This is a genomic window from Caballeronia sp. ATUFL_M2_KS44, from assembly GCF_023630965.1.
In the GTDB taxonomy this organism is placed as follows: Bacteria; Pseudomonadota; Gammaproteobacteria; order Burkholderiales; family Burkholderiaceae; genus Caballeronia; species Caballeronia concitans.
Genome location: NZ_JALQEA010000006.1, coordinates 959,108 through 981,262, shown reverse-complemented (window position 1 = coordinate 981,262; position 22,155 = coordinate 959,108). Strand labels below are relative to the sequence as shown.

Annotated in this window: 14 protein-coding genes; 6 read left to right on the top strand and 8 right to left on the bottom strand. The window is 66.9% G+C overall.

The window, feature by feature from the left end:
* The first annotated feature begins 66 nt into the window (after positions 1-66).
* Both NCR39_RS04590 and NCR39_RS04585 read left to right on the top strand, forming a co-directional pair.
* Complete coding sequence (locus NCR39_RS04590; RefSeq protein ID WP_250450972.1) at positions 67-1,668, top strand: L-lactate permease; 1,602 nt, start codon at positions 67-69, stop codon at positions 1,666-1,668.
* Between the two features lie 104 nt (positions 1,669-1,772).
* Positions 1,773-2,702 (top strand): DMT family transporter, encoded by a 930-nt coding sequence (locus NCR39_RS04585; RefSeq protein ID WP_250450971.1) that lies wholly within the window; start codon positions 1,773-1,775, stop codon positions 2,700-2,702.
* Between the two features lie 121 nt (positions 2,703-2,823).
* Here the strand turns inward: NCR39_RS04585 and arfB are convergent, their stop codons facing one another.
* The 4 genes from arfB to recC are packed head-to-tail and all read right to left on the bottom strand — an operon-like array spanning position 2,824 to position 12,594.
* Positions 2,824-3,231, bottom strand: coding sequence for an alternative ribosome rescue aminoacyl-tRNA hydrolase ArfB (arfB, locus tag NCR39_RS04580; RefSeq protein ID WP_250450970.1), 408 nt, complete (start codon positions 3,229-3,231; stop codon positions 2,824-2,826).
* A 17-nt stretch (positions 3,232-3,248) separates the two neighbouring features.
* Positions 3,249-5,459: an AAA family ATPase gene (locus NCR39_RS04575; RefSeq protein ID WP_250450969.1), complete on the bottom strand. Its 2,211-nt coding sequence runs from the start codon at positions 5,457-5,459 to the stop codon at positions 3,249-3,251.
* Positions 5,456-9,169, bottom strand: a complete 3,714-nt coding sequence (gene recB / locus NCR39_RS04570; protein ID WP_502800157.1) for an exodeoxyribonuclease V subunit beta — start codon at positions 9,167-9,169, stop codon at positions 5,456-5,458. The genes NCR39_RS04575 and recB overlap by 4 nt, the downstream gene beginning before the upstream one ends.
* Positions 9,169-12,594: an exodeoxyribonuclease V subunit gamma gene (gene recC, locus NCR39_RS04565; protein WP_250450967.1), complete on the bottom strand. Its 3,426-nt coding sequence runs from the start codon at positions 12,592-12,594 to the stop codon at positions 9,169-9,171. The genes recB and recC overlap by 1 nt, the downstream gene beginning before the upstream one ends.
* 202 nt (positions 12,595-12,796) lie before the next feature.
* Here recC and NCR39_RS04560 point away from each other — a divergent pair, with 202 nt between their 5' ends.
* Positions 12,797-15,259, top strand: a complete 2,463-nt coding sequence (locus NCR39_RS04560) for an FUSC family protein (RefSeq protein ID WP_250450965.1) — start codon at positions 12,797-12,799, stop codon at positions 15,257-15,259.
* A gap of 7 nt (positions 15,260-15,266) precedes the next feature.
* Here the strand turns inward: NCR39_RS04560 and NCR39_RS04555 are convergent, their stop codons facing one another.
* Both NCR39_RS04555 and NCR39_RS04550 read right to left on the bottom strand, forming a co-directional pair.
* Positions 15,267-15,500 carry a hypothetical protein gene (locus tag NCR39_RS04555; protein ID WP_250450963.1) on the bottom strand — a complete coding sequence of 78 codons (234 nt, stop codon included), beginning with the start codon at positions 15,498-15,500 and terminating at the stop codon, positions 15,267-15,269.
* A 289-nt stretch (positions 15,501-15,789) separates the two neighbouring features.
* A complete protein-coding gene (locus tag NCR39_RS04550; protein ID WP_040048825.1) occupies positions 15,790-16,263 on the bottom strand; it encodes an Lrp/AsnC family transcriptional regulator in 474 nt (157 codons plus the stop codon).
* Positions 16,264-16,380: 117 nt separating this feature from the next.
* On the opposite strand from NCR39_RS04550, the gene NCR39_RS04545 reads away from it, so the two are divergent.
* Positions 16,381-16,959 carry a cysteine dioxygenase family protein gene (locus NCR39_RS04545; RefSeq protein ID WP_250450962.1) on the top strand — a complete coding sequence of 193 codons (579 nt, stop codon included), beginning with the start codon at positions 16,381-16,383 and terminating at the stop codon, positions 16,957-16,959.
* A gap of 18 nt (positions 16,960-16,977) precedes the next feature.
* Here the strand turns inward: NCR39_RS04545 and NCR39_RS04540 are convergent, their stop codons facing one another.
* On the bottom strand, positions 16,978-19,614 hold the full coding sequence (locus tag NCR39_RS04540; RefSeq protein WP_250450961.1) for a mechanosensitive ion channel family protein: 2,637 nt from the start codon (positions 19,612-19,614) through the stop codon (positions 16,978-16,980).
* A 110-nt stretch (positions 19,615-19,724) separates the two neighbouring features.
* Positions 19,725-20,171: a BCAL1086 family glycoprotein gene (locus NCR39_RS04535; protein WP_250450960.1), complete on the bottom strand. Its 447-nt coding sequence runs from the start codon at positions 20,169-20,171 to the stop codon at positions 19,725-19,727.
* Between the two features lie 301 nt (positions 20,172-20,472).
* Here NCR39_RS04535 and NCR39_RS04530 point away from each other — a divergent pair, with 301 nt between their 5' ends.
* Both NCR39_RS04530 and NCR39_RS04525 read left to right on the top strand, forming a co-directional pair.
* Entirely contained in the window at positions 20,473-20,772 is a 300-nt protein-coding gene (locus NCR39_RS04530; protein WP_250450959.1) for a hypothetical protein, read from the top strand.
* A 540-nt stretch (positions 20,773-21,312) separates the two neighbouring features.
* Complete coding sequence (locus NCR39_RS04525) at positions 21,313-22,155, top strand: IclR family transcriptional regulator (protein WP_250450958.1); 843 nt, start codon at positions 21,313-21,315, stop codon at positions 22,153-22,155.

Below are 22,155 nucleotides of genomic sequence, written 5' to 3'. Positions count from 1 at the left end.
GACGCGCATCGCGGCTCGACGCCGCCTGCGTATAAGAATGCGACGCCTGTCGACAGGAGACCTCCGATGTTCCATCAGCTGCTCACCCCCGTCGCGAATTCGCTCGCGCTGTCGTTCATCGTCGCTGCGCTGCCGATCGCCGTCGTGCTCGCGCTGCTCGGTTGGGCGCGGCGTCCCGCGTGGCAGGCATCGCTCGCCGGGCTGGTCGTCGCGCTAGTCATCGCGGTGGCCGCCTGGCATTTTCCGATCGGGCTCGCGCTCGATTCCGTCGCGGCCGGCGCCGTGTTCGCGCTGTGGCCGGTCATGTGGATCGTGTTCGCCGCCATCCTGCTGTACAACGTCGCGCAACGCTCCGGCCGCTTCGAGGCGTTCCGCGTATGGATGGTCGAGAACCTGCCGAACGACAGGCGTATCGTGCTCGTCGTCATCGGCTTTTCGTTCGGCGCGCTGCTGGAAGGCATTTCCGGTTTCGGCACGCCTATCGCCATCACCAGTTCGCTGCTGATCCTGCTCGGCTTTCCGACGCTCGAAGCGCTCACGTTCACGCTGATCTTCAATACCGCGCCGGTCGCGTTCGGCGCGCTCGGCGTGCCGATCACCGTGCTCGGCGCGGTGACGCATCTTCCGACCGACGCGCTCGCCAAGATGGTCGGCCGCCAGTTGCCGTTCTTCGCATTCTTCCTGCCGTTCTACGTGATCGGCATCTACGCCGGTTTCCGCAACATGATGCGCGTGTGGCCGGTGCTGCTCGTCTCGGGCGGGGCGTTCGCGCTCACGCAGTACGTGACGTCGAACTACATCAGCTATGCGCTCACCGACGTGCTGTCGTCGCTCGTCTCGCTCATTTTGACGATCGCGTTCCTGCGCGTCTGGAAGCCCGTTACCGACGAACGTTTCGCCGTGAACGTCGACCGGCTCGGACAGACGCGCGGAACGATTTCGGGCGGCCAGGGCTGGCTGCCGTGGATCGTGGTGTCGGTGGTGGTGATCGTGTGGACGGTCGCGAAGATCTTCCTGATCGGCGACGTGAAGATTGCGTGGCCGGGTCTCGACAAGGCCGTCTACATCACGCTGTACAACCAGCCCTACGGCGCGATCTGGGACTTCCAGCCGCTCGCGACGGGCACCGCGATTCTGGTTGCGTCGATCATCACGGCGGCGCTCGTGCGGCTGCCCGCGCGCGAGTACGGCGCGGCGATCGTCGATACGTGGGTGCAGACGCGCATCGCCATTCTCACGGTTGCGACCATCGTCGGACTCGCCTACCTGATGAACTACTCGGGCATGAACTACACGCTGGGCCTCGGCGTGGCGTCGGTCGGGCCGTTCTTCCCGCTCGTGTCGGCGTTCCTCGGCTGGGTGGCGGTGTTCCTGTCCGGCAGCGATACGTCGGGCAACGCGCTCTTCGGCAATCTGCAGGTGGTCGCGGCGCATCAGCTCAATCTGAATCCGGTGCTGATGGCGGCGACGAATTCGTCGGGCGGCGTGATGGGCAAGATGATCTCGCCACAAAATATTTCAACCGGCGTCGCGACAACCGAACTCAAGGGCAAGGAAGGTCTCGTCTTCGCGCGCACGTTCAAGCATTCGATACTGCTGACGGTGATTCTCGGCGTGCTCGTCTGGCTGCAGCAGAACGTGCTGACGTGGATGATTCCGCCGCACTGAATTCCCGCTTCTTGCGGTCTCGTTCCACGCGCGTTCTTTCACGCGCGATGCGGTGCTAACATGCGCGGACTTTTTTCATCAGCAGTCTTGAAGTCCGCATCGTCATGTCCATCGCCAATTTGTTGCAATTGATCGTCCTCGCCGCGCTGTGGGGCGCATCGTTCCTGTTCATCCGTGTCGGCGTCGTGGAGTTCGGCGTCGCGCCGCTCATGGCGGTGCGCGTCGGCATCGGCGCGCTGTTTCTCGTCGCGATGCTGCTCGCACGCCGCAACGTCGCCGCCTCGCTCGCGACGATGCGCAAGCGCGCGCTGGCGCTCTTCGTCGTCGGCATTCTGAATTCGGCCGCGCCGTTCTGCCTCTTCGCGTTCGCGGAGTTGACGCTATCGGCGGGCGCGACGTCCGTCATCAACGCGACGACGCCGCTCTGGGGCGCGCTCGTCGCCTACGTGTGGCTGAAGGACCGGCTGACGACGATGCGCACCATCGGCATGGCGATCGGTTTCGCGGGCGTGCTGCTGCTCGTGTGGAACCAGATCGCGACGGGCGGGCCGGCATCGGGCGGGCTGCCCGTTCAGGGCATGCTGGCGGCGGCTGCGGCGCTCGCGGCATCGGCGCTGTACGGTGTGGCGGGCAATTTCGCGAAGAAGTATCTGATGGACGTCGACGCGGCGACGAACGCCGCCGGCAGCATGATCGGCGCGACGATCACGCTCGCGCCGATCGCCCTGCTGACGTGGCCAGCGACGCCGGTGTCCGTGCACGCGTGGTCGGCGGTGATCGCGCTGGGCGTGTGCTGCACGGGCATCGCGTATTTCCTGTATTTCCGGCTGGTGGCCGCTGCGGGACCGGCGCGCGCGATGACGGTCACGTTCGTGATTCCGCTTTTCGGGATCCTTTGGGGCGCGGTGTTTTTGCGCGAACACGTGTCGGTCGCGATGCTGGAAGGATGCGCGGTCGTGCTCGTGGGGACGGCGCTCGCGACCGGAATCGTGAAGCAGGTGCCGTTTCTCGCGCGACGGGGAATGGTGCGGTGACGTGATGGCGGCTCGTCGTCGCGGCGAGGCGTGTTGTCGCTGATGCCGCTCGCGGCCGTGTACATGCGCGGCCGCGTTGTCGGAAACCGCGCCGCGCGCATTCAGCCCAGCGCCCGGCAAGCTATTCCCCCCGCACCGCCCCGCGCCCCGCCTTGACCGCTCCCCGCTTGATCTTCCCTTCGACCCGACGCACCTGCGACGCCCGCGTCGGCTTCGTCGCGATCCGCTTGCGCCGCGTGACGCTCACGCTGCGGATCAGCTCGTCGAGCCGCGCGAGCGCCGCCGCGCGGTTCATGTCCTGCGTGCGATGCTCCTGCGCCTTGATGACGATCACGCCTTCGCGCGTGACGCGGCTATCGGAAAGCGCGAGCAGCCGCGCCTTGATGTGCTCCGGCAGCGACGAGGCTCGGATATCGAACCGCAAATGAATCGCGCTCGATACCTTGTTGACGTTCTGGCCGCCCGCGCCTTGCGCGCGCACGGCCGTCAGCTCGATTTCGCCGGGCGGCACCATGAGGCTATCGGACATGGTTCAGACTCCTCCATTCAGGACCGCCGCTGCGAGCGGGTCAATCGCGCCAGGCGCGCCATTCGCGCGGCGAGACCGGAATCGCGACGCGTCGGCGTATCGACGGCCTGCGCGAAAATCGCCGCAGAACCGATGACTTCGATGCGACGCTTCGCCCGCGTGATCGCCGTATAGACCAGCTCGCGCGACAGCACGCGCACGAAGCTGCCCGGCAACACGAGCGCGGCCTGTTCGAATTCCGAGCCCTGCGATTTGTGGACGGTCAGCGCGAACGCCGTGTCGTGCGGCGGCAGCGCGGCGGGCGACACATAGCGAAGCGAGCCGTCCGCCATTCGAAACGCGACGCGCAGCGCGCCGTTCGCGCCCGGCAGCGCAATGCCGATGTCGCCGTTGAAAAGTCCGAGCGCATAGTCGTTGCGCGTGACGATCACTGGGCGTCCGGCAAACCATTGTGCTCCGAGGGCAAGCGCAATGCCCGCCTGCTCACGAACCTTGGACGCAATGCGCGCGTTCACTTCATCGACGCCGCGCGGGCCTTTGCGGGTCGCGCACAGCACACGGAAGCGGTTGAGCGCGTCGAAGAGCGCGGCTTCGTCGGCTGGCGCGCGCTCGTTTCGCAGCAGCGACGCGAGCGCGTCGGCGTACGGTGCGAATCCCTTCGCCAAGTGCGCGAGCGTGCGGTCCGAGAGCGTCGCGTGGCCGTCGTCGAAGAGGACGGCGCCGGGCGCTTCCGATGCCGTGGACGGCGTTGCGTCGAGCGTATTGAGCGCGGCTTTCGCATCGCCGTTGCGGATCGCGATCGACAAGCGCCCGATCGCGGAATCCAGCCCGAAGCGATAGTTGCGCGCGAGCCAGACGACGCAATCGGTGAGCGGGGCCTTGTCGTTTGGTTCGTCGTCTGCGTCGCGCGACGTGTCGCCGATGGTCGCGAAAAGGTCCGCGTAGCCTTCGTCGTCCGCGTTCGATGCCTCGTCGCTCGTGTAAGCGTCGTGGTCCGCGAAAAGATCGGCGTAGCCTTCGTCGTGCGCTTCGCTACGGCGATGTGCAGGGTCCGCTCGGCCGGCCGGATCGTCTTCGCTTGCGAACAGGTCGTCGAATGCGTCGGGCGCCGGCTCGCGTGCATCACCGGCACGCGTGTGCGTCGCGTTGACCGACGGCAACGCCGCCCGCAACCGCGCCAAGTCCACGCCCAACGCCCCCGCGATGCGCCGCGCCCCGCCCTCGCTGAACGCCGGCTGCGCGCTCAGTTCCGCGAACACCGCGCCCGCCTCGACCGCCGACAACTGATCCTTGTCGCCGAGCATCACGAGCCGGCTCGACGGCGCGACCGCTTCCAGCAAATGCGCCGCGAGCGCGACGTCGATCATGGAAGCCTCGTCGACGACGATCACGTCGTAAGGCAACGGATTGTCGCGATGATGCCGGAAGCCGCCGTCCGGCAGCACGCCCAGCAACCGCTGCAGCGTGAACGACGTGCGCGGCAGACGCCCGGCAAGCTCGGGCGGCAGCTTGTCCGCGCGCTCGATCAACGCCTCCTGCATGCGCTGCGCGGCCTTGCCGGTCGGCGCGGCGAGCGCGATGCGCAAGCCCGGATCGGCGTCGAGCAGGCACGCGAGCACGCCGACGACGGTCGTCGTCTTGCCGGTGCCCGGACCGCCGCTCACGATCGTGAGCCTCCCCGCCAGCGCGACCAGTGCGGCGACGCGCTGCCAGTCGATGTCGTCGGCATCGCGTGAGACTTCCCCGAAATAGCGCGCGATACGCTGCGCCTCTTGCGCGAGTTCGCGCGGCGAAACGTCGATCCGCGCGCCCCGCGCCCGTTCGACCAGCGCGACCGCGAGCCGCCGTTCGTAATCGAAATAGCGCGCGAGATAGAGCCGACCGTCCTCGTCGATGACGAGCGGCCGCAGATCGGCAGCGTCGATGCGCGCCGCTGTGCGGGCGAGCGTCGCGACGCCGCTTGCGAGCAGCGCATCGCGGGCTTCGCGCACGCTTTCTCCGTGACGGCGCGCGAGCGCGGCGAGCGGCATGCAGACGTGTCCGAGCGCCGTCGCCCGGCTGATGGCGCGCGCCGCGCGTTCCGCCCACGCGATAGCGCGCGCGTCCGCGCCCGACCATCGCGACAGCTCACCGATGCGCCGCGCGAACCCTTCGGCGAGCGCGGCGCTTTCATCGGCGAAGGCGGATGCGGCCGAATCCGCCGCGTTGATGTTCTCCACTGTGCTCATACCGCTTCTCCGCCCATCACCCGGTCGAGCGCCTCCACCAGTTCCAGCGAAGGCCGTCCGCGATGCACGCCGCTCGCGTTTTCCCCGTCGCGCCAATCCGGACGCACGCCGCGCACGAAGAGATAGAGATATCCGCCGACATGCGTTTCGTAGTCGTAACCGGCGAGCCGCGCGCGCAGGTATCGATGCAACGCCACCACATAAACCAGCGCCTGCAGGTGATACGCGTGATGCGCCATCGCTTCGGCGACCGGCGCGGCGCTGTAATCGGCGGCGGCATCGCCCAGATGATTCGATTTCCAGTCGATGATCCAGTAACGCCCGCCGTGCAGCACGATCATGTCGATGAATCCCTTGACGAAGCCCCGCAACGCGCCCGATTCGAGCGCGACATCCGGATAGCCGTGCATCGACAGAATGCGGCGCAGCGCCGCGAAATCCAGCGACGGCGCGGGGAACAGAAACTCCAGCTCGTTCATGCGCCGCTTCATCGCGATGCCCGACAGCCGCATGCCCGGCGCGATCTCGCTGTCGAGCGTATCGGCGAGCAGGCGCAGCATCATCGGGCGAAGACGCTGCGCGAGCGGCTCCGGCGCGGGAATCGGATGCTCGCGCAACGCGCGCTCGACGGCCTCGGGCCACGTGGACGGCTGCGTGAAATCCGCCAGCTCGTACATGCGATGCAGGCACTCGCCCGCCGCCGCGCCGCGCGGGAACGCGAGAATGTCGTCGTCGGCGAGCGCCGTTTCCGCTCGCGACGGCGCTTCGGGCGGCAGCGTCGAATCGGCGAGTTCGTCGTGATCGGGGCGCGCTTCGGCGGGCTGCGGCTGATTCGCCTCGTCGCGCGCGCCCGCCGCCACCAGCGAACTGAAGCTCGCCATGCGCCAGCGGTCGCGCAACAGACGCCGGTTCGTGCGCGCGGCGATCTCGTGCGTGCCGGAAGTCTCGGCGGGAAGCGGCTCGCGCGCATCGATGACCGGCAGCGGCGTCACGCCGATCGCGCCATCGGCCTCGGCCTCCAGCGCGCGCCACGCCGCGACGATGCCGGCTTCGTCGGGCGGCTCGTCGCAGAACGCGTCGAAGTCCCGTCCCGCTCCGGCGGCGAGCCAGTTCAGCACGCTTCTGCGCGATTCCTTCGTCGACTTGTTCGACATGTTCGAGATGTAGACGCCCGCGACCACGTAGCAGCGATACACCGCCCGCGTCAGCGCCACGTAGACGAGACGCGCGCGCTCGGCCGCCTGTTCGCGCGCGATGGCCGCGCTCACCTCTTTCGATTCCTCGTCGTCGATTCCATAGTGCAGCACCGCCTCGCCCGCGTCGTCGTGATACTCCTTCGCGTCGGGCAAGCCGGATTTCGATGCATCCCGCGCCGCGCCGTCGTTGAGGAACGGGCAGAACACGACCGCGTACTCCAGCCCCTTCGACTTGTGGACGGTCACGATCTGCACGAGATTGCGGTCGGATTCCAGGCGCAGTTGCGCGTCTTCGCCGCCGCCCTGCTGCGCGCGCTGCGCGGCGAGCCAGCGCAAGGTCGGCGCGATGCCCGGCTGTTCCGCCGAGCGCGCCTGCAGCAATTCCGCCAGATGGTTCACGTTGGTGAGCCTGCGTTCGCCGTCGGCGCGCGAAACGAGGCGCGCGGCAATCGACAGTTCCCGCGCGAGCGTGCGCCACATCACCGCGAAGCCGCGCTCGTGCCAGATCGTGCGATACCGCGAGAAGCGCTCGACCCAGCTCGTCGAGTCGTTCGCGCCGCTTTCATCCGTCGATGCCGCGTGTTCCAGCCGCCACAGCGCCGCGGCGTCCAACCCGAACCAGTCGGTCGCGAGCGCGGCGCGCAGTCGGCGCAGGTCGCCGGGCGTGTCGATGGCGGCGAGCACGCGCTCGATCTGCTCGGCGTCGAGCGAGCCGAACACCGACGCTTGCGCCAGTTCCACGCTGCCGATGCCCCACGCCGCGAGCACGCGCTTCACGAGGCTGCCCTGCCGATGCGTCTGCACGAGCACGGCGATATCGCCCGCGGAAAGCGCCTTGTCGCCGATGCGCACTTCGCCGCGCTGCGCACCGCGCAACAGGCGCGCGATCTCGGCGGCGCACGCTTGCGCGGCCTCGCGCTGCGCGTTGCCCTTGGACAGCGCGGCGTCGCCGTGCGGCAGCATCCAGACGCAGAAATCGGCGATATCGGAATAGGCGGCGGCGGGCGTCGCATCGACGAACGGACCGCGCGCACGCGTGCCCGCGCGCACCGGCTGATAGTCGAGCCCGTCGAGAATGAACGCCGACGAATTCGCGCCGAACACGCGGTTGCACGCCTCGATGATGCGCGGCGTCGAGCGCTGGTTCACCGCGAGCGTGTAGCGCGCGCTGGCACCTTCGCGCGCGGCGAGATACGTGTGCAAATCGGCGGCGCGGAAGCTGTAGATGGCCTGCTTCGGATCGCCGACGAGAAAGAGCGGACCGTGCGGCGCGAACACGCGGTTGAAGATCGCGTATTGCAGCGGATCCGTGTCCTGAAATTCGTCGATGAGCGCGGCCGGATAACGCTCGCGCAACGTCTGTGCGAGCCACGCGTGTTGGACGAGCGCGTGATGCAGGTTCGAGAGCAAGTCGTCGAACGACACGACGCGCCGCGCGCGCTTTCTCGCCGACAGTTCCGCGGGCGCGTAGTCGAGCCATTCGCGCACGATGTCGAGCCACATCGCGCGCTGCGCGGCCTCCGCTGCGGCGGCGGACGCGGCGATCGCCTCGGCGTGCTCGAAGAACGCATGCGCGGGCGGCGTGTGCTTGACCTTCGTGCCCTTCGCGAGCGCGGACGCCGTGATCTTCAGCGCTTCCTTCGGCGGTTCGGCGTGGCAGTCGGCGTCGGCGAAATAGCGCGCCCACGCGTCGAGGGCCGCTTCGATCATCGAGCGCTTGTGCGAGGTCTGCTTCAGCATGGCTTCCGCGTCGAAGAGCAGCTTCGCGATCGCGCCGCGCTCGGCGGTCCACACCGCGCACGCTTCGTCGAACAAGGCTTGCGCATCGACAGCTTCGGCGGCGAGTTCCGCTTCGCTCTTGCCCCAGCGCAGCGTCGCAAGCGGCTTCTTGAGACGGCGCGCCAGTTGCGCATCGAGCGATGCCGGCCCCGCGCCCTTCGCGACGAGCCACGACGCGAACGACGGCGTGCGCGCCGCCGCCGGCTCCACGCGCTCGCGCCAGAAATCGGCGGCGAGTTCGAAGCGCAACGCGCTGTCGTCGGCTTCCATGTCGAACGCGAACGGCATCGCGGCGGCGAACGGCGCTTCCTGCAGCGCGCGCTGGCAGAACGCGTGGATCGTGTGGATCGCGGCCTGATCGAACGTATGCAGCGCGATGCGGATGCGTTGCAGCGCCGCTTCAGGATCGATGTCCGCGAGCGTCGTTTCGAAGAGCCGTTCGATGAACGGATCGCCCGCTGGATCGCCGTTTTCGATCGCATGCGCGACGCCCGCGAGACGCGTGCGGATGCGCTCGTGCAATTCGGCGGTCGCGGCCTTCGTGAACGTGACGACGAGAATGCGTTCGACGCTCAACTGCTTTTCCAGCAGCAGCCGCACGTAGAGCGCGCAGATGTTCCAGGTCTTGCCGGTGCCTGCGGACGCTTCGATCTGGTTGACGCCGTCGAGCGGACAGGAAAAGACGTCGAGTTCCTGCACGGCGTCGGGATTCATGGCTTGGATGGCGGTCGTCATCATGCGTCGCTTTGCAGATGTTGCGAAAGCGGCTCGAATACGATGCGCGCGAGCGCGGCGAAGCGGTCGTCGAGCGCGAGCGATTCGCCGCGAAACGCGATGCGATAAACGGGATCGTCCGATTCGGCGCGCGTGCGGTCGGATTCCCACGCGGCATGCGCCTTCGAATCGCCTTCGGTCATCTTGAGCCACGCGCTCTTCGGAAAGAAACGCAGCGGCATACGGCGGCCCGCGCGATACAACGCCGCGAGCGCGGCGAGATGCGCGTGCGGATTCGCGACGGGCGTCAGCTCGAAATCCGCCGACTGCGCGCCGCGTCCGTGCCAGACCGTGCGGCGCGGGCCGTCGGGCAGCGCCGCGCAATAGGCAAGATGCGCGAGCCACGCGGACAGATAATCGCGGGCGCGCGGCTGGTCGTAGCGATAAATCACCTGGCCTTGCGGCGTCAGGCGATTGAGCGTGCCGGACAGCGTGAGCGGCCGCTCGTCGATGAGCGCGTCGTCATGCGGGCCGAAAAGCGCGACGCCGCCGGTGTCCGGCCAGCGCGGCGTAATGTCGAGCGAGAACGGCAGGCGCGTCGCGCCCTCGGCCACCGAGACGCGAATGCGATCCGCGAGATTCGCGAGCGCGTGCATCTCGCGCGCCTGCCACACGGCGCCCGTCGCGCCGCCCGGCATCTCGGGACTCGTGCGCGCCACATGCCGAGCGCGTTCGCGGGCGCGATGCGTGGCTTCGTCTTCCGCGTCGAGCAGCGACGGCAGCACGCGCGCGGCGAGCGCATCGCGGCCCGCGAAGCCCAGTTCGAACGGCTCGGTGATGTCGAGTTCGGCTTCGGCATCGACCAGCGCAATGCCCAGCCTGTCGCGCAGCAGCGCGCGCGCCGGATGCCGCCAGAAGCGCACGAAATCGTCGAACGCGACGATGCCCGCGTCTTCTTCCGCCGGCAACGGCGACGCGAAGAACGGCGCACTCGGCTGCGCCCGGCCCGCCGCCAGCGCCCGCGCGAGTTCCGCGCGTTCCGGCTCGTAAGTGAAGAGCCGGCCGTTCGGCGCGAAATACTCGGGCGCGAAAGGCTGCAGCGGATGCTCGTGGACGAACAACGCCCGCGCCTTCGCCAGTTCGTCCGGCGCGGCGTGCTTGCCCGCGACGGCTTCGGCCAGATGATCGAGCAATTCGTCGATGAGCGCGGCGGGCGGCAGCACGGCGTTGTCGCGAATGCTGCGCCCGGTGTACGCGATCATCAGCCGGTCGCGCGCCGCGAGCATCAGGTCGAGAAAGAGATTGCGCTCGTCGTCGCGGCGCTGGCGGTCGCCCAGTTTGCCGAAGCTCGCCATCAGGTCGAATTCGTCGGCGCGCGCGAGACTCGGCAACATGCCGTCGTCCATGCCGAGCAGACACACCACGCGATACGGCAGCCCGCGCAAGCTCGTCAGTGACGAGAACGTCACGCCGCCCCACGGCACGCCGCCGCGCGCGGGATCGTCGAGCGTGTCGGTGAGCGCGGTGCGGATGACGGCGGCCGATACTTCCGTGTCTCGCGCGCCCTCGTCCATCGCGACGATCAGCGCGTCGATGGCGTGACGCACGTCGCCGATGGTGTCGTTGAACGCGACGCCCGCATCGAAGAAACGCGCGAGCGTGCTCTGCAGCAAGTCGCCCCAGGCGCGCGCCGTGCGCGGCGTTTCGATCTGCGCGGCGAAGGCGTCGATATCGTCGATGAAACGCGTCAGGCGTCCGAGCAACTCGGCCTCCGAGCCTTGCGCGCCTTCCACCGGCAGCCATTCCGCGACCGGCGCGCCGCCGCCCGGCAGCGCGTAGCCGAGATAGAGGCGCGTGAGCGCATCGGCGAAGGTGTGGCGCGCGGCGGGCACGTGCTCGCCGGTGGCTTCGGTCGGACGCAATCCGCGACGCGCTCCCGCCGCCGCGAGCCATTCCTGCGCCGTTTCGAGCGATGCGGCATCGATCGCGTAGCGCGTCGCGATGGCATCGACGCGCAGCCATTCGATCAGCTCCGGCGCGCCGACGCCGCGTTCGGCGAGCGCGAGCCAGTCGAGCATCGCGCGCGCAACGGGGTTCGCCTGCGACGGCGGCAAGCCGGTGATGCGATACGGAATGCGCCTACGCTCGTTGCTCGCGCCCGCCGGCGCCGTGCCGAATATGCCGTCGATGAGCGGCCCGGCCACCGCGAGATCCGGAAACGCGACGAGCACATCGGACGGCTCCAGCCCTTCGATCTCGTCGAACCAGTCGAGCAGGCGGTCGTGCAGCACTTCGAGCTGGCGCGACAGGCTATGGCAGACATGCACTTCCACGCCGGCATCGACGATCTCGTCCGGCTGCGGCCCGGCGTACTCTTCGTCGAGCGTCAGGATGCCGTTCTGCACGCGCGCGAGCCACGTCGGCCCGGCGTTCTCTTCGAACAATTCGCGCTCGCTCGATGCCGCGCTTTCCGTCAGTTCGTGCAGCATGTGAAGCTGCGCCTGCGTCTGCCGGCCCCACTCCGCGAGCAGCGGATGACCGACTTCCTGAAAGTCGGCCTCGCCCTTCAGTTGCAATTGTTCGACGCGCGCCTCGCTCACGATGTCGAACCAGAATTCGCGGCACGGATTGAGCGCGTAGATGCGCACGTCGATCCAGCGCGACAGCTCGCGCAGCAACGCGATATGCAGCGGCGGCATGGTCGGCAGCGCGAACACGCTGATGCGGCTCGGCCATTCGGCGCGCATCGCGGTATCGAGATCGAAACGCGGCGCTTCGGCGAGAAAGCGATACGCGGGCGGCGTCGGATCCTGATCGGCGGCGGGCGCTCGGGTATCGGCTTCGGGATCGATATTCAAATCGTCGAGCAACGCGCGCCACAGCGCCGACTGCCAGCGCTCGTCCTGGCGCTGGATATCGCTCGCGCCCGCGAGACGCGGCCCGCGTGCGTCGCTGCTTGCGTCCGTCTGCGCACCGCCCGCGAGAATCGAGCCGCCCGCCTGCCAGTGCGTGAGCCATTCCGGGCGATACGTCAGGTAGTGATCGAAGACCGTCGCGATGCGGCGCGCGAGTTCGTAGCGCATGGAATCGTCGGCGGCATCGAGATAAGTCGACAGGCGCGGCGCCTCCCTGAACGACGGTTCGTCGAACAGGCGATAACAACGCCACGCGAGCCGGTCCGGCGAAAACGGCGACCGCGCGGGCACCGGCAGCACGCGGCCGATCTGCGCCCACAGCCACTGCGCGAGATAGCAGAACTCGACGTTCGCGCAAATGCCGAAGCGCTCGGCCATGTCGAGTTCGAGCCGGCGTCGCACGGCTGCGCTCGGCACGATGACCGATTCGCTCGCGAAAGGATCGCCCTCGCGCATCGCGAATGCGTCGAGGTCCTCGAAAAGCGCGGCGGCAAGCGTTTCGTGGCGGTTCGAATAAAAGAGTTCGAGCATGAAGAGCGGGATTGGGTGCGCTGCCGGACGACCTGGCAAGGCGTCAGATGCAAAGCTTTGTCAAATCAAGCGCCAGCATAACAAAGGGGCCTGGCGGCGAGAACCTGGCCGTTCGGCCGAGGTCCGAAGGCGGGTCGAGTGCGTTAGACTCGACCTCGCTCTTGCCCTTGGCCCGCCCCTCGATCGTCCAGTCAGGAAGTCGATGCGTTACTCGTTCGAAATCAGAAAGTTCATTTACAGCCAGTACTTCTTCGGCGGCTTGCGCAGCGCGCTCGGCATCTCGCTTCCGGCCGTGCTGATGCTCACGGTGTTCCACAATCGCGAGCTCGGTTTCACCATCGCCACGGGCGCGCTCGGCGCATGCGTCGTCGACATGCCCGGTCCGCTCAAGCACAAGCACAACGAGATGCTCGCGTGCACGGTGATCGGCTTCTTCTCGGCGCTCGCCACCGGCATCGCGACGGCGAACCCGCTGACGCTCTGGCTCACCGTCGTGCCGCTCACGTTCGTGCTCTCGCTGATCGTCGTGTACGGCAACCGCTGGCCGCAGATCAGCTTCGCCACGCTCTTCATGATGATCGTGACGCTCGAAGAGCATTTCACGCCGATGCAGGCGCTCATCAACGCGTCGTGGATTCTGCTCGGCGGCCTCTGGTACACGTATTGGGCGACGCTCGTCTCGCATCTGCTCGTGTACCGCATCGAGCGGCAGGCGCTGGCGCAGAGCATCTTCAGTTGCGCGGAGTATCTTCAGGCGCGCGCCGATTTCTACGACAACGACGCCGACCTCGACGAGTGTTATCGAAAGCTGATCGAAAAGCAGATCGCGGCGGTCGAGCAGCAGGAAGGCGCGCGCGAAATCGTGTTGCGCAATCTGCCTAAAGTGAAAAGCGGCAAGCTCGACGCCCGGCGCGCGCGGCTCTTCAATCTCTTCATCAACATCGTGGATTTGCACGAATTCTTCGTCGGCGCGCACACGGACTATCCGCTCGTGCGCAAGACGTTCGCCGGCTCCGACGTGCTCGTGTTCTATCGCGACCTGATGCGCAAGGCGAGCGAGGATCTCGACGAAATCGGGCTCGCGGTGCTGCAGAACCGGCCCGCGCCGAAGCAGATCAGCATGAAGGCCGAGTTGCGCGCGATCGAATACGAACTCGAACTCATGCGCAAGCAGGCGCTGCCCGAGAAGAATCCCGAAGCCTACGCGGCGGCGGCGGCCGTGTTCCGGCGACTCTGGAGCGCGACGCGTCTCATCGACAAGATGCGCCGCCGCACGCACGACGACGCGAGCCTGAACGAAACCGAGTTGCAGATCGACCACGCGCTGTCGCGTTTCATATCGAGCCGGCGCGTGCCGTTCAGGCAGATTTTCTCGAATCTCACGATGTCCTCGCCGAGCTTCCGCCATGCGCTGCGCGTGACGATCGCGGTCGGCGTCGGCTTCTGGCTCGGACGGCTCTTGCCGCTCACCAACGCGTACTGGATCGTGATGACCACGGTCATCATCCTGAAGCCGGGCTATTCGCTCACCAAGCAGCGCAATACGCAGCGGATCATCGGCACGGCGATCGGCTGCGCGGTGACCATCGCGCTGATTCTCGTGGTGAAAGACCCGCATGTGCTGCTCGTCGCGATGTTCGCGTCGATGGTCATGAGCTACAGCCTGCTGCTCTTCAACTACGCGGGCAGCGTGGTGTTCACGTCGTCTTACGTGCTGCTCATGTTCCATCTGCTCGCGCCGGGCAGCTTGCGGCTGATCGGCGAGCGCGCCATCGACACGGTCGTCGGCTGCACCATCGCCATCGCCGCGAGCCATCTCTTCCCGTACTGGGAATACCGGCTGATGGGCAAGCTCGTGAAGGATCTGCTCGGCGCGACGCGAAGTTATCTCGAAGCGAGCTGGTCGTGGAAGGCGAAGGCCGCAACGGCGGCTTCGCGCGCGCCCGCGCCCGCGTCGGTGCCGAGCGCCGCTTTCGCCGATGCCAATGCAAGTGCCGCAATCGTGTCGGCAGCGGATGCCGAGGTCGAGTCCGACGCTGAAATCAAAGCCGCGATCAAGCCCGAGGACGCGCCCGTCATCAAGGCGGCGAGCGCGACGGCGGAGCGGCTGTCCGCAGTGAATATCGGCGAGAGCACGGCGGCGACGACGAGCAAGGGCGCATCCGCTGCCGCGACGGTCGCCGCCACCGCGCTCGATCGCGACTTCCGCTATCGGCTCGCGCGCAAGAACGTGCACGTCGCGTTCGCGAATCTCGCGCAGGCGTTCCAGCGCATGATGCTGGAGCCGAAGCCGCAGCAGAAGTACGTCGCCGAACTGAACGACCTGCTCGTGCAGAGTCACGTGCTCGCGTCGCAGATCACGGCGGCCGCGCCGCTTCTGCAAGCCATCAACGAGGCCGACGCGCAGCCGTTCGAGCCGCTGCAGCGCACGCTGGGCATCGTCCGGGACAATCTTTCCGACGCGGGAAGCCTCGTTTCCAGCGACGATGCGATCAAGAAGTTACGCCGCGATCTCGACACGATGGTCGCCACCGCCGAGCGCGCGCAGACGCTCCCCGCCGATGCGATCCAGGATCTCAAGCTGCTCGCGCATCAGTGCAAGCAGATGCTCACGGCGTCCACGCTGATACGCAAGGACGCCGCGCAGATTCATCTGCCGTCGTGAGAACGTTTTATTGCGATGCGCCCGTCGCCGGCAACGCGGGACGCGCATCGCTCGTGGCGGCGGGCGGTGCGTTCTGCTCCTCGAAATCGCGCTTCTCGCGAATCGCGTTGAAAAGCAGCGTGAAGATCACGAGCAACACCACGACGACAATGAACACGCTGATCCCGAGCGTCGGATTCTTCTTTTTCTGCGGGGCGTCGCGGCGGTCGTTAGGGCGGTTGTTGCGGGGATCGTCGGTCATGGGGTGCGGCGGCTTGTCGGAGTTTTCGAGATAAGCCGACATCGTACCCGGCTTCGTTTTCAGTTGGATTGCGCCCGGCGTTTCGCCAAGTGAACGGCATCGCCGAAATTCTCTGCTGCACCGTGCCGCTTGAACGATGCCCGCCCCGTTGACCATACTCCAGCGGGTTCCATGCGCGTCCGATTCCGGCCAGGGTTGAAAGGGGCTGGCCGGGATACCTTGTGACCGGACGTGTTCGGCCGCCCTCCCCGGGCGGCTTTCTTTTTCGCGGCCGTCCTTCGCCGTGCGGTCAGGCGTCGGCTGCGGGGCGCACGGGCAGCGCCGTCGAATACTTGATCTGCTCCATCGCGAAGCTGGAACTCACGTCGTAAAGCGGCACCGCTCGGATGAGCTGCTTGTAGACGCGGTCGTAATCGTCGATGTCCGATACCACCACGCGCAGCAGATAGTCCGTCTCGCCGCTCATCCGGTACACCTCGACCACTTCCGGTATATCGCGCACGGCGCGCGTGAATTCGTCGGCCCAGCTCTGCGTGTGCTGGTTGGTGCGCACGGCGACGAACACCGTCGTGCCGACGCCGAGCTTCTTCGGATCGCACAGCGCGACCTGCGCGCGGATCACGCCCGTCTCCTTGAGCCGCTGCACGCGCTTCCAGCACGGCGTCTGCGAAAGATTGACGCGCTGCGCAAGCTCGGCGATAGGCATTGACGAGTCGCTTTGCAACAGTTCGAGCAGCTTGCGGTCGATGAGGTCCATTCCCATACTGCATCCCCGATAGGAAAATTTTCTATTTTTCGAAGTATCCGCGGAATTATATGAAAACAAATTCCAGATGCAAGCGGCTATAAATGACGTTCCGACTCGAACCGCAACGTCATCATGAATCTCGAATCCATCGTCCGCCCGGTGCGGCACCACGCCGACGCCTTCAACGCCTTGGCGAACGCGAATCCGGCCGTGCGCCGTCTCTGCAGCGAAATCGATGCAGCGCTGCACGGTCCGCCGGCGTCGTTCGGGCCGGGCGTGCGCGCGGCGCTCACGCGTGCGATCGCCGATCCCGCGCTCCTCGGCCCCGATCAGCGCATCGGCAGTCCGCTGGGTTATCGCCGACATCTGCTCGCCGCCGATCCGCTCGACCGTTACGCCGTCGCGGCGCTCGTGTGGGAGCCGGGGCAAGCGAGCCCCGTGCATGCGCATCAGACGTGGTGCGGGTACGCGGTCATCGAGGGCGCGCTGGCGGAGACGCTCTATCGCTGGGACGCGGACACGCATCGCGCGGTCGAAACGCGGCGTCATCCGCGCGAAGCGGGCGCCGTGTCGTATGTCGATGCCGGGCGCGGCGCGATCCATCAACTCGGCAATCCCGCCGACGCCGCCACGCGCGCCGTGTCGATTCACATTTACGGCGTCGCGGGCGAGCACATCGCGACGCACGTCAACGACCTGCTCGCGGGCTGACGCCCTGACGCGTGACGATCAGCCCTTGCCGGGCTCCGGCGCCGTCGGAATCTGCGGCGGAATCTGCACCGAATGATCCGTCGGGGGCGGCGCGGGCCGCGGTTCGTGCGATACATCGACCGCGACGGCGCGCGGCGCTTCGGCGGCATCGGCGGCGTCTTCCTCGTCGATCCAGATGCGCCTCGACTTCGCCGCGCGATCGCCGGAATCGCCGTGATGGCCCGCATCGCGCGACATCTGCACCTGCATTTGCGGCACCGGAATCTCCATGCCGGCTTCGTCCATCTTCCGCTTGATGCGCAGATTGAACGCCCGCGCGACGCTCCATTGCTGTAGCGGCCGCGTCTTGATCTGCCCTTTCACGACCATCCAGTTCGGATCGAAGCGGTCCAGTCCCCACACTTCCACCGGCCCCAGCATCTCGCGCCGGTAGCGCAGATCGTCCATCAGTTCGGCGCCGACTTCGCGGATCATTTCGGTCGCCTGGTCGACATCGGCGGAAAACGGCAGACGCACTTCGAACACCGCGTAAGCGAAATCGCGCGACAGGTTCTTCACCGTCTTGATCTGCGAGAACGGAATGGCGTGAATGGCGCCCTGGCCGTCGCGCAGGCGCACGGTGCGGATCGTCAGGCTTTCGACGATGCCCGCGTGGCCGCCTTCGACCTCGATCGAATCGCCGACCGAAATCGTGTCCTCGATGATGATGAAAAGCCCCGTGATCAGATCCGCCACGAGCGACTGCGCGCCGAAGCCGACCGCGAGGCCGATCACGCCCGCGCCCGCGAGCAGCGGCGTCACGTTGAGTCCGAGATTCGCCGCCGTGACGATCGCCGCGATCAGCAACAGCACGACGAACACGACGTTGCGCAGAAGCGGCAGCATCGTGCGCGCGCGCATGCTCGGGCCGCGCCCGCCGCGCCGCGCGGAGTCGGGCTTGAGCGTTTCCTGAATGCCCGTGTCGATCAGAATCCACACGAGCCATACGACGAAGAACGTCAGCACGATCATGCTGACCGCGTGCGCGATGCCGCGCGCCGCGACGCTGCGCTCGGCCATGTCCGCGAGCGAGAAGCCCCAGAAGCGCGACGACACTTCGAGAAACGCGAGCCACACGCCGACCACGATCATCGTGCCGACGAACTTCACGAGCCGCCGCACATACGCCGATTGGCGGCGCGGCCGGCGCGACTTGGGCCGCGTGATGCGAATCACGATGGCCGACAGGAAGAACGCGACGACGAGCAAGCCTGCCGTCGCGATCGCCATTTGCAGCACGTTTTCCGATGTGCCGATGCCCGCGAGCGTCGCCACCACCGACGCCGACGCGAGCAGCAGCAACGGCAATTGCCAGAGCGACGCGACGACATCGAACGTTTCGGTCGCGGCCTTGCGCGTGAAGCGCTGCTCGTATGTGCGGCTGCGAATCAGATGCGCGACCGGCCGCTGGAACGCGAGCGCGAAATAGGCGGTGAGCCCGGCGGCCGCCATGTTCGCGAAGGTCGAAATGAGCGCGGACAGGTTGGTGCCGAGCTGCTGCGCGACGTCGTAGTTGGCGGCGGCATCGCCGAGCGCGCCGAGCGTGCCGATCAGGAACAGCAAACGCCGCGCGTGGATGATCAGCACGTTCACCGCCACGCGCCGGTGCGCCGAGCCGAACAGCGAGAACATGATGAGGCAGATGGCCGAGAACACCGCGCCCGCGACGATGGCGTACGCGGTGACCATCGCGAGCGTGCGGCCGAGCGATTGCGGCATCAGGCGCGCGAACGTCAGCGCCGCGAGGAACGCGACGAGATACGGCGCGACGCGGCGCATCGCGAAAAGCAGCAGTTCGCGCGTCGTCGGATTCGAATGCAGCGACCTGTCGATGCCATAGCGGTTCAGCACGCGCCGTTGCAGATACACGAGCGCGAACGCGCACGCGCCCCAGCCGGCAAGCATCCCGAAATAGTTGAGCAACGTGCGGCCGAACGGCTCGCGGCTCTGGCTCGTGACGATGGTGAAAAGCTCGTTGCCCGCCGCGTTGAAGCGCCCGCCCCAATACGCGAGCGGCGTCTTGCCGCGCTTCACGTCGGCTTCGAGGCTCGTGACCGCCGAGGCGATCGCGCCGAGCAAGCCCGCGTTCTGCGCGATGCTCGCCACCACCGACGGCACCACCGGCGCGCTCGCGGGTGCGCTGGCGGCAGAGGCGGCGGCATCGGCGGTGGGCGGCGTTTTATCGGAAGAAGCGGATGGAGCGGTCGAACCCGACGAACCGGACGACGCGCTCGCGGCCGACGCCGCCGCGTGCTTCGCCTCGCGCAGACGCTTGAGTTGCGCGACGAGCGCCGTGCGCTGGCGATCGTTGTCGAGCGTCGCGATGACGGTGTCGAGCGAACGCAACACGTCGGCATCCGACACCGTGGGCGCGGACGCAGCGCCCTGCCCGTCCGCCGACGATGCCGGCGCGGGCGGCGCGATGAGTTCCTGGAACGAAGGCAGATCGAGCGCGGGAGCGGCTTCTGCGGCGGAGATCGCGAGGAAGGAAAGCGCGGCGAAGAGGAGTGTCGCGAGCGTCAGCGTCGGCCGCGCGCGCGTGGCGGCGAAAACCGGCATCCGGGATCTCGCGACGAACGCCAGCGCGACGCGATGCGCGAGCTTGCGTAGCTTCATAACGGTCTCGATATCCGAAAGCCCGCCAGTTTACCGGCTGACTTCGACGCGCCGCGCATCGGTGAGGTAACCGAATGTTAAGCGCGGCGCCCGAAGTCGATGAAGACGCGCTACTTGTCCATGTCCGTGCGCGCGCCGGACGCATCGGCGGCGGGACTGGTGCTGGACGCGGCGCCGTCGTTCGCCGACCACTGCTGCAGCTTGCGCCCCGCCGACTGGAGGCCCGCGCCGGTCGCGCTGGCGGCATCGGCGATGGCGGCGTTCGTCGCGCTCGCCGCGCCCTGCAGGTTCGCCCGCGCGGAAGCCGCGACGTCGCTCGCGGACAGATCCGGCATGGAACCGGTCTTGTCGAGATTCTGCTGTGCCGACTGCTTCGCGGCATCCACTTTCTGGCCGACGTAGCTCGCCGCCTGATCGAACTTCTGGTTCGTCTGGCTCGCCAAGTTGTTGAGCGCGCTCGCGGCCTGTCCGGCGGTGGCGTCGTGTTTTTCGCAAGCGGCGAGGAGGCCGAGCGCCGCCAGCGCCACCGCGATGCGAGTAAAAGGAGTCATCTGCATGGTCTTGCTCCTACGTTGAAACGTGCGCGATTCGGCGCACGGATGCGCGGCGGGTGAGGATAGGCATGAGGTACGCGCCGTCCAGCGCGAAATGCGCGCTCATCATACGCGACCCCATTTGGTGCGACCCGCGAAGTTTGCATCGAAAGCGAAGTGCGCTTAGGCAAAAAGCGCCAGTGAAAGCGCGGCGCAATAGAGTCTTTCCTCTATATTTAGGAGACTTCTGGTTTTGAGCGATCCCGCCTCGGCATATATTCGCCGGCAGTTTCCGCCCTCCTACCGAAGTCCTGCCATGCTTTACATGAATATCGCCGTCGCCCTCGTCGCAGGGCTGATGCTGTTCGAACCGTTTACGCGCGCGCCCGTCTCCCGCTTCACCACGCCTCGCATGCGGCGAATCCTCGCCAAGCGGTCCTATTGCCAGGCCGCCGGCGCTTTTTTCGCGGCATTGCTGGTGGCAACCAGTCAGCCCGCGCCCGAACGGATCAATCCGCTTCTCCCGTTAGCCATTGCAATCGCGCTGCTCGCGGCGAGCGTGTACTGGCTCGTGCGCGGAAAGCTGCTGCTCAAGCAGCGTCGCGTGTTCAACGCGCTCCACTGAATCGAAGTTTCGCCAGGTCCGGCCGGGCGTCGTGCCCGGCACGCGGCCACGCATCGCGCGCTTGCGCCGCACCCGTCGCCGCCTGACTCGCCGCCGCAGCCCCTCCTTCCAGCGCTTCTCATTTAAGCGCTTTGCGCGCTTTCAGCGTATATTCAGGGCCACGCCCGGGGCCGATCGACCGAAAAATCGTCGGCGAAAAAAAAGGCGCTACGTTTCCGTAGCGCCTTAAAAGTTCTAGCCATTCCGAGGGCCGTGCTAGAACCTGAGAGCCTGTATCCGAGTTTCGGGGCGGAAAGCGCTCGCGCACATCGCCGGCCGGTTTCGAAATCGGGTTCCATTTTTTACGGGATCACTGCTCAAGTCAAGCAAAATTTCTGCGTCCGGGCATCTGCCCGAAGGGTGTGTTGCGGCGACGTATCATCAAAAAGTTACATACGCCGTACCACTTATGATCGGGGCTTGCATGGCTTGCAAACTTGCAGCGGCGGCGTCATAGTCGCCCACGAAACTCGCATCCGAAACGATGTTTCACAAATACAAATGCATACGATGAGCAACCGGTCGCCGAACCGGGACAAGACGAGAGAGAAAGATAGCGATGAAGTCACCGCGCTCGCACGCGGACTCGACGTATTGCGCCGGATCGCCGCGGCGGACGCGCCGGTCAGCAATCGCGAACTGACCGACTGGACCGGCATTCCGAAGCCGACCGTCTCGCGCATCACGGCTACGCTCGTCGGCGCCGGATTGCTGCTTCGCCTGCCCGACAGCGAGCGCTTCGTGCTCACCGCCTCCGTGCTCGAACTGAGCAACGGCTTCCTGCGCAATTTCGACATCCGCGCGCGGGCGCGGCCCTTTCTGATCGCGCTGGCGGAGCGCACCGGCCTGAGCGTGCATCTGGCCGTGCGCGACCGGCTCGAAATGGTGGTCATCGACGCAATCCGGCCGCGCTCGGCCGTGCTCGTTTCGCGGCTCGAAGTCGGCGGAAGGATGGATCTTAGCCGAACGGCGGTCGGACGCGCGTATTTGTCGGTGCTGCCGGATGCCGACAGGCTGGCGCTCATCGGAAGCCTGCAGACCGCATCGGGCGACGACTGGCCGGCGATTGCCGGCGGCCTGCAGCGCGGTCTCGAAGATGCGCGCCGCCACGGCTTCGCGATATCGCTCGGCGAGTGGCATCTCGGGCTGAACGCGGTGGCGGCGGGCTTCGTCGGTCCGTCGGAAGAGCATTATTCGGTCAACTGCGGCGGCGCCGCGCATCAATGCCCGCACGAAATGCTCATCGGCACCGTCGCTCCGGCGCTGCTCGAATGCGTCGACTACATCGCGCGCGAAATCGGCGGCACGGCGGGCAACAAGACGCCTCTGCGCGAGATTAAGTAA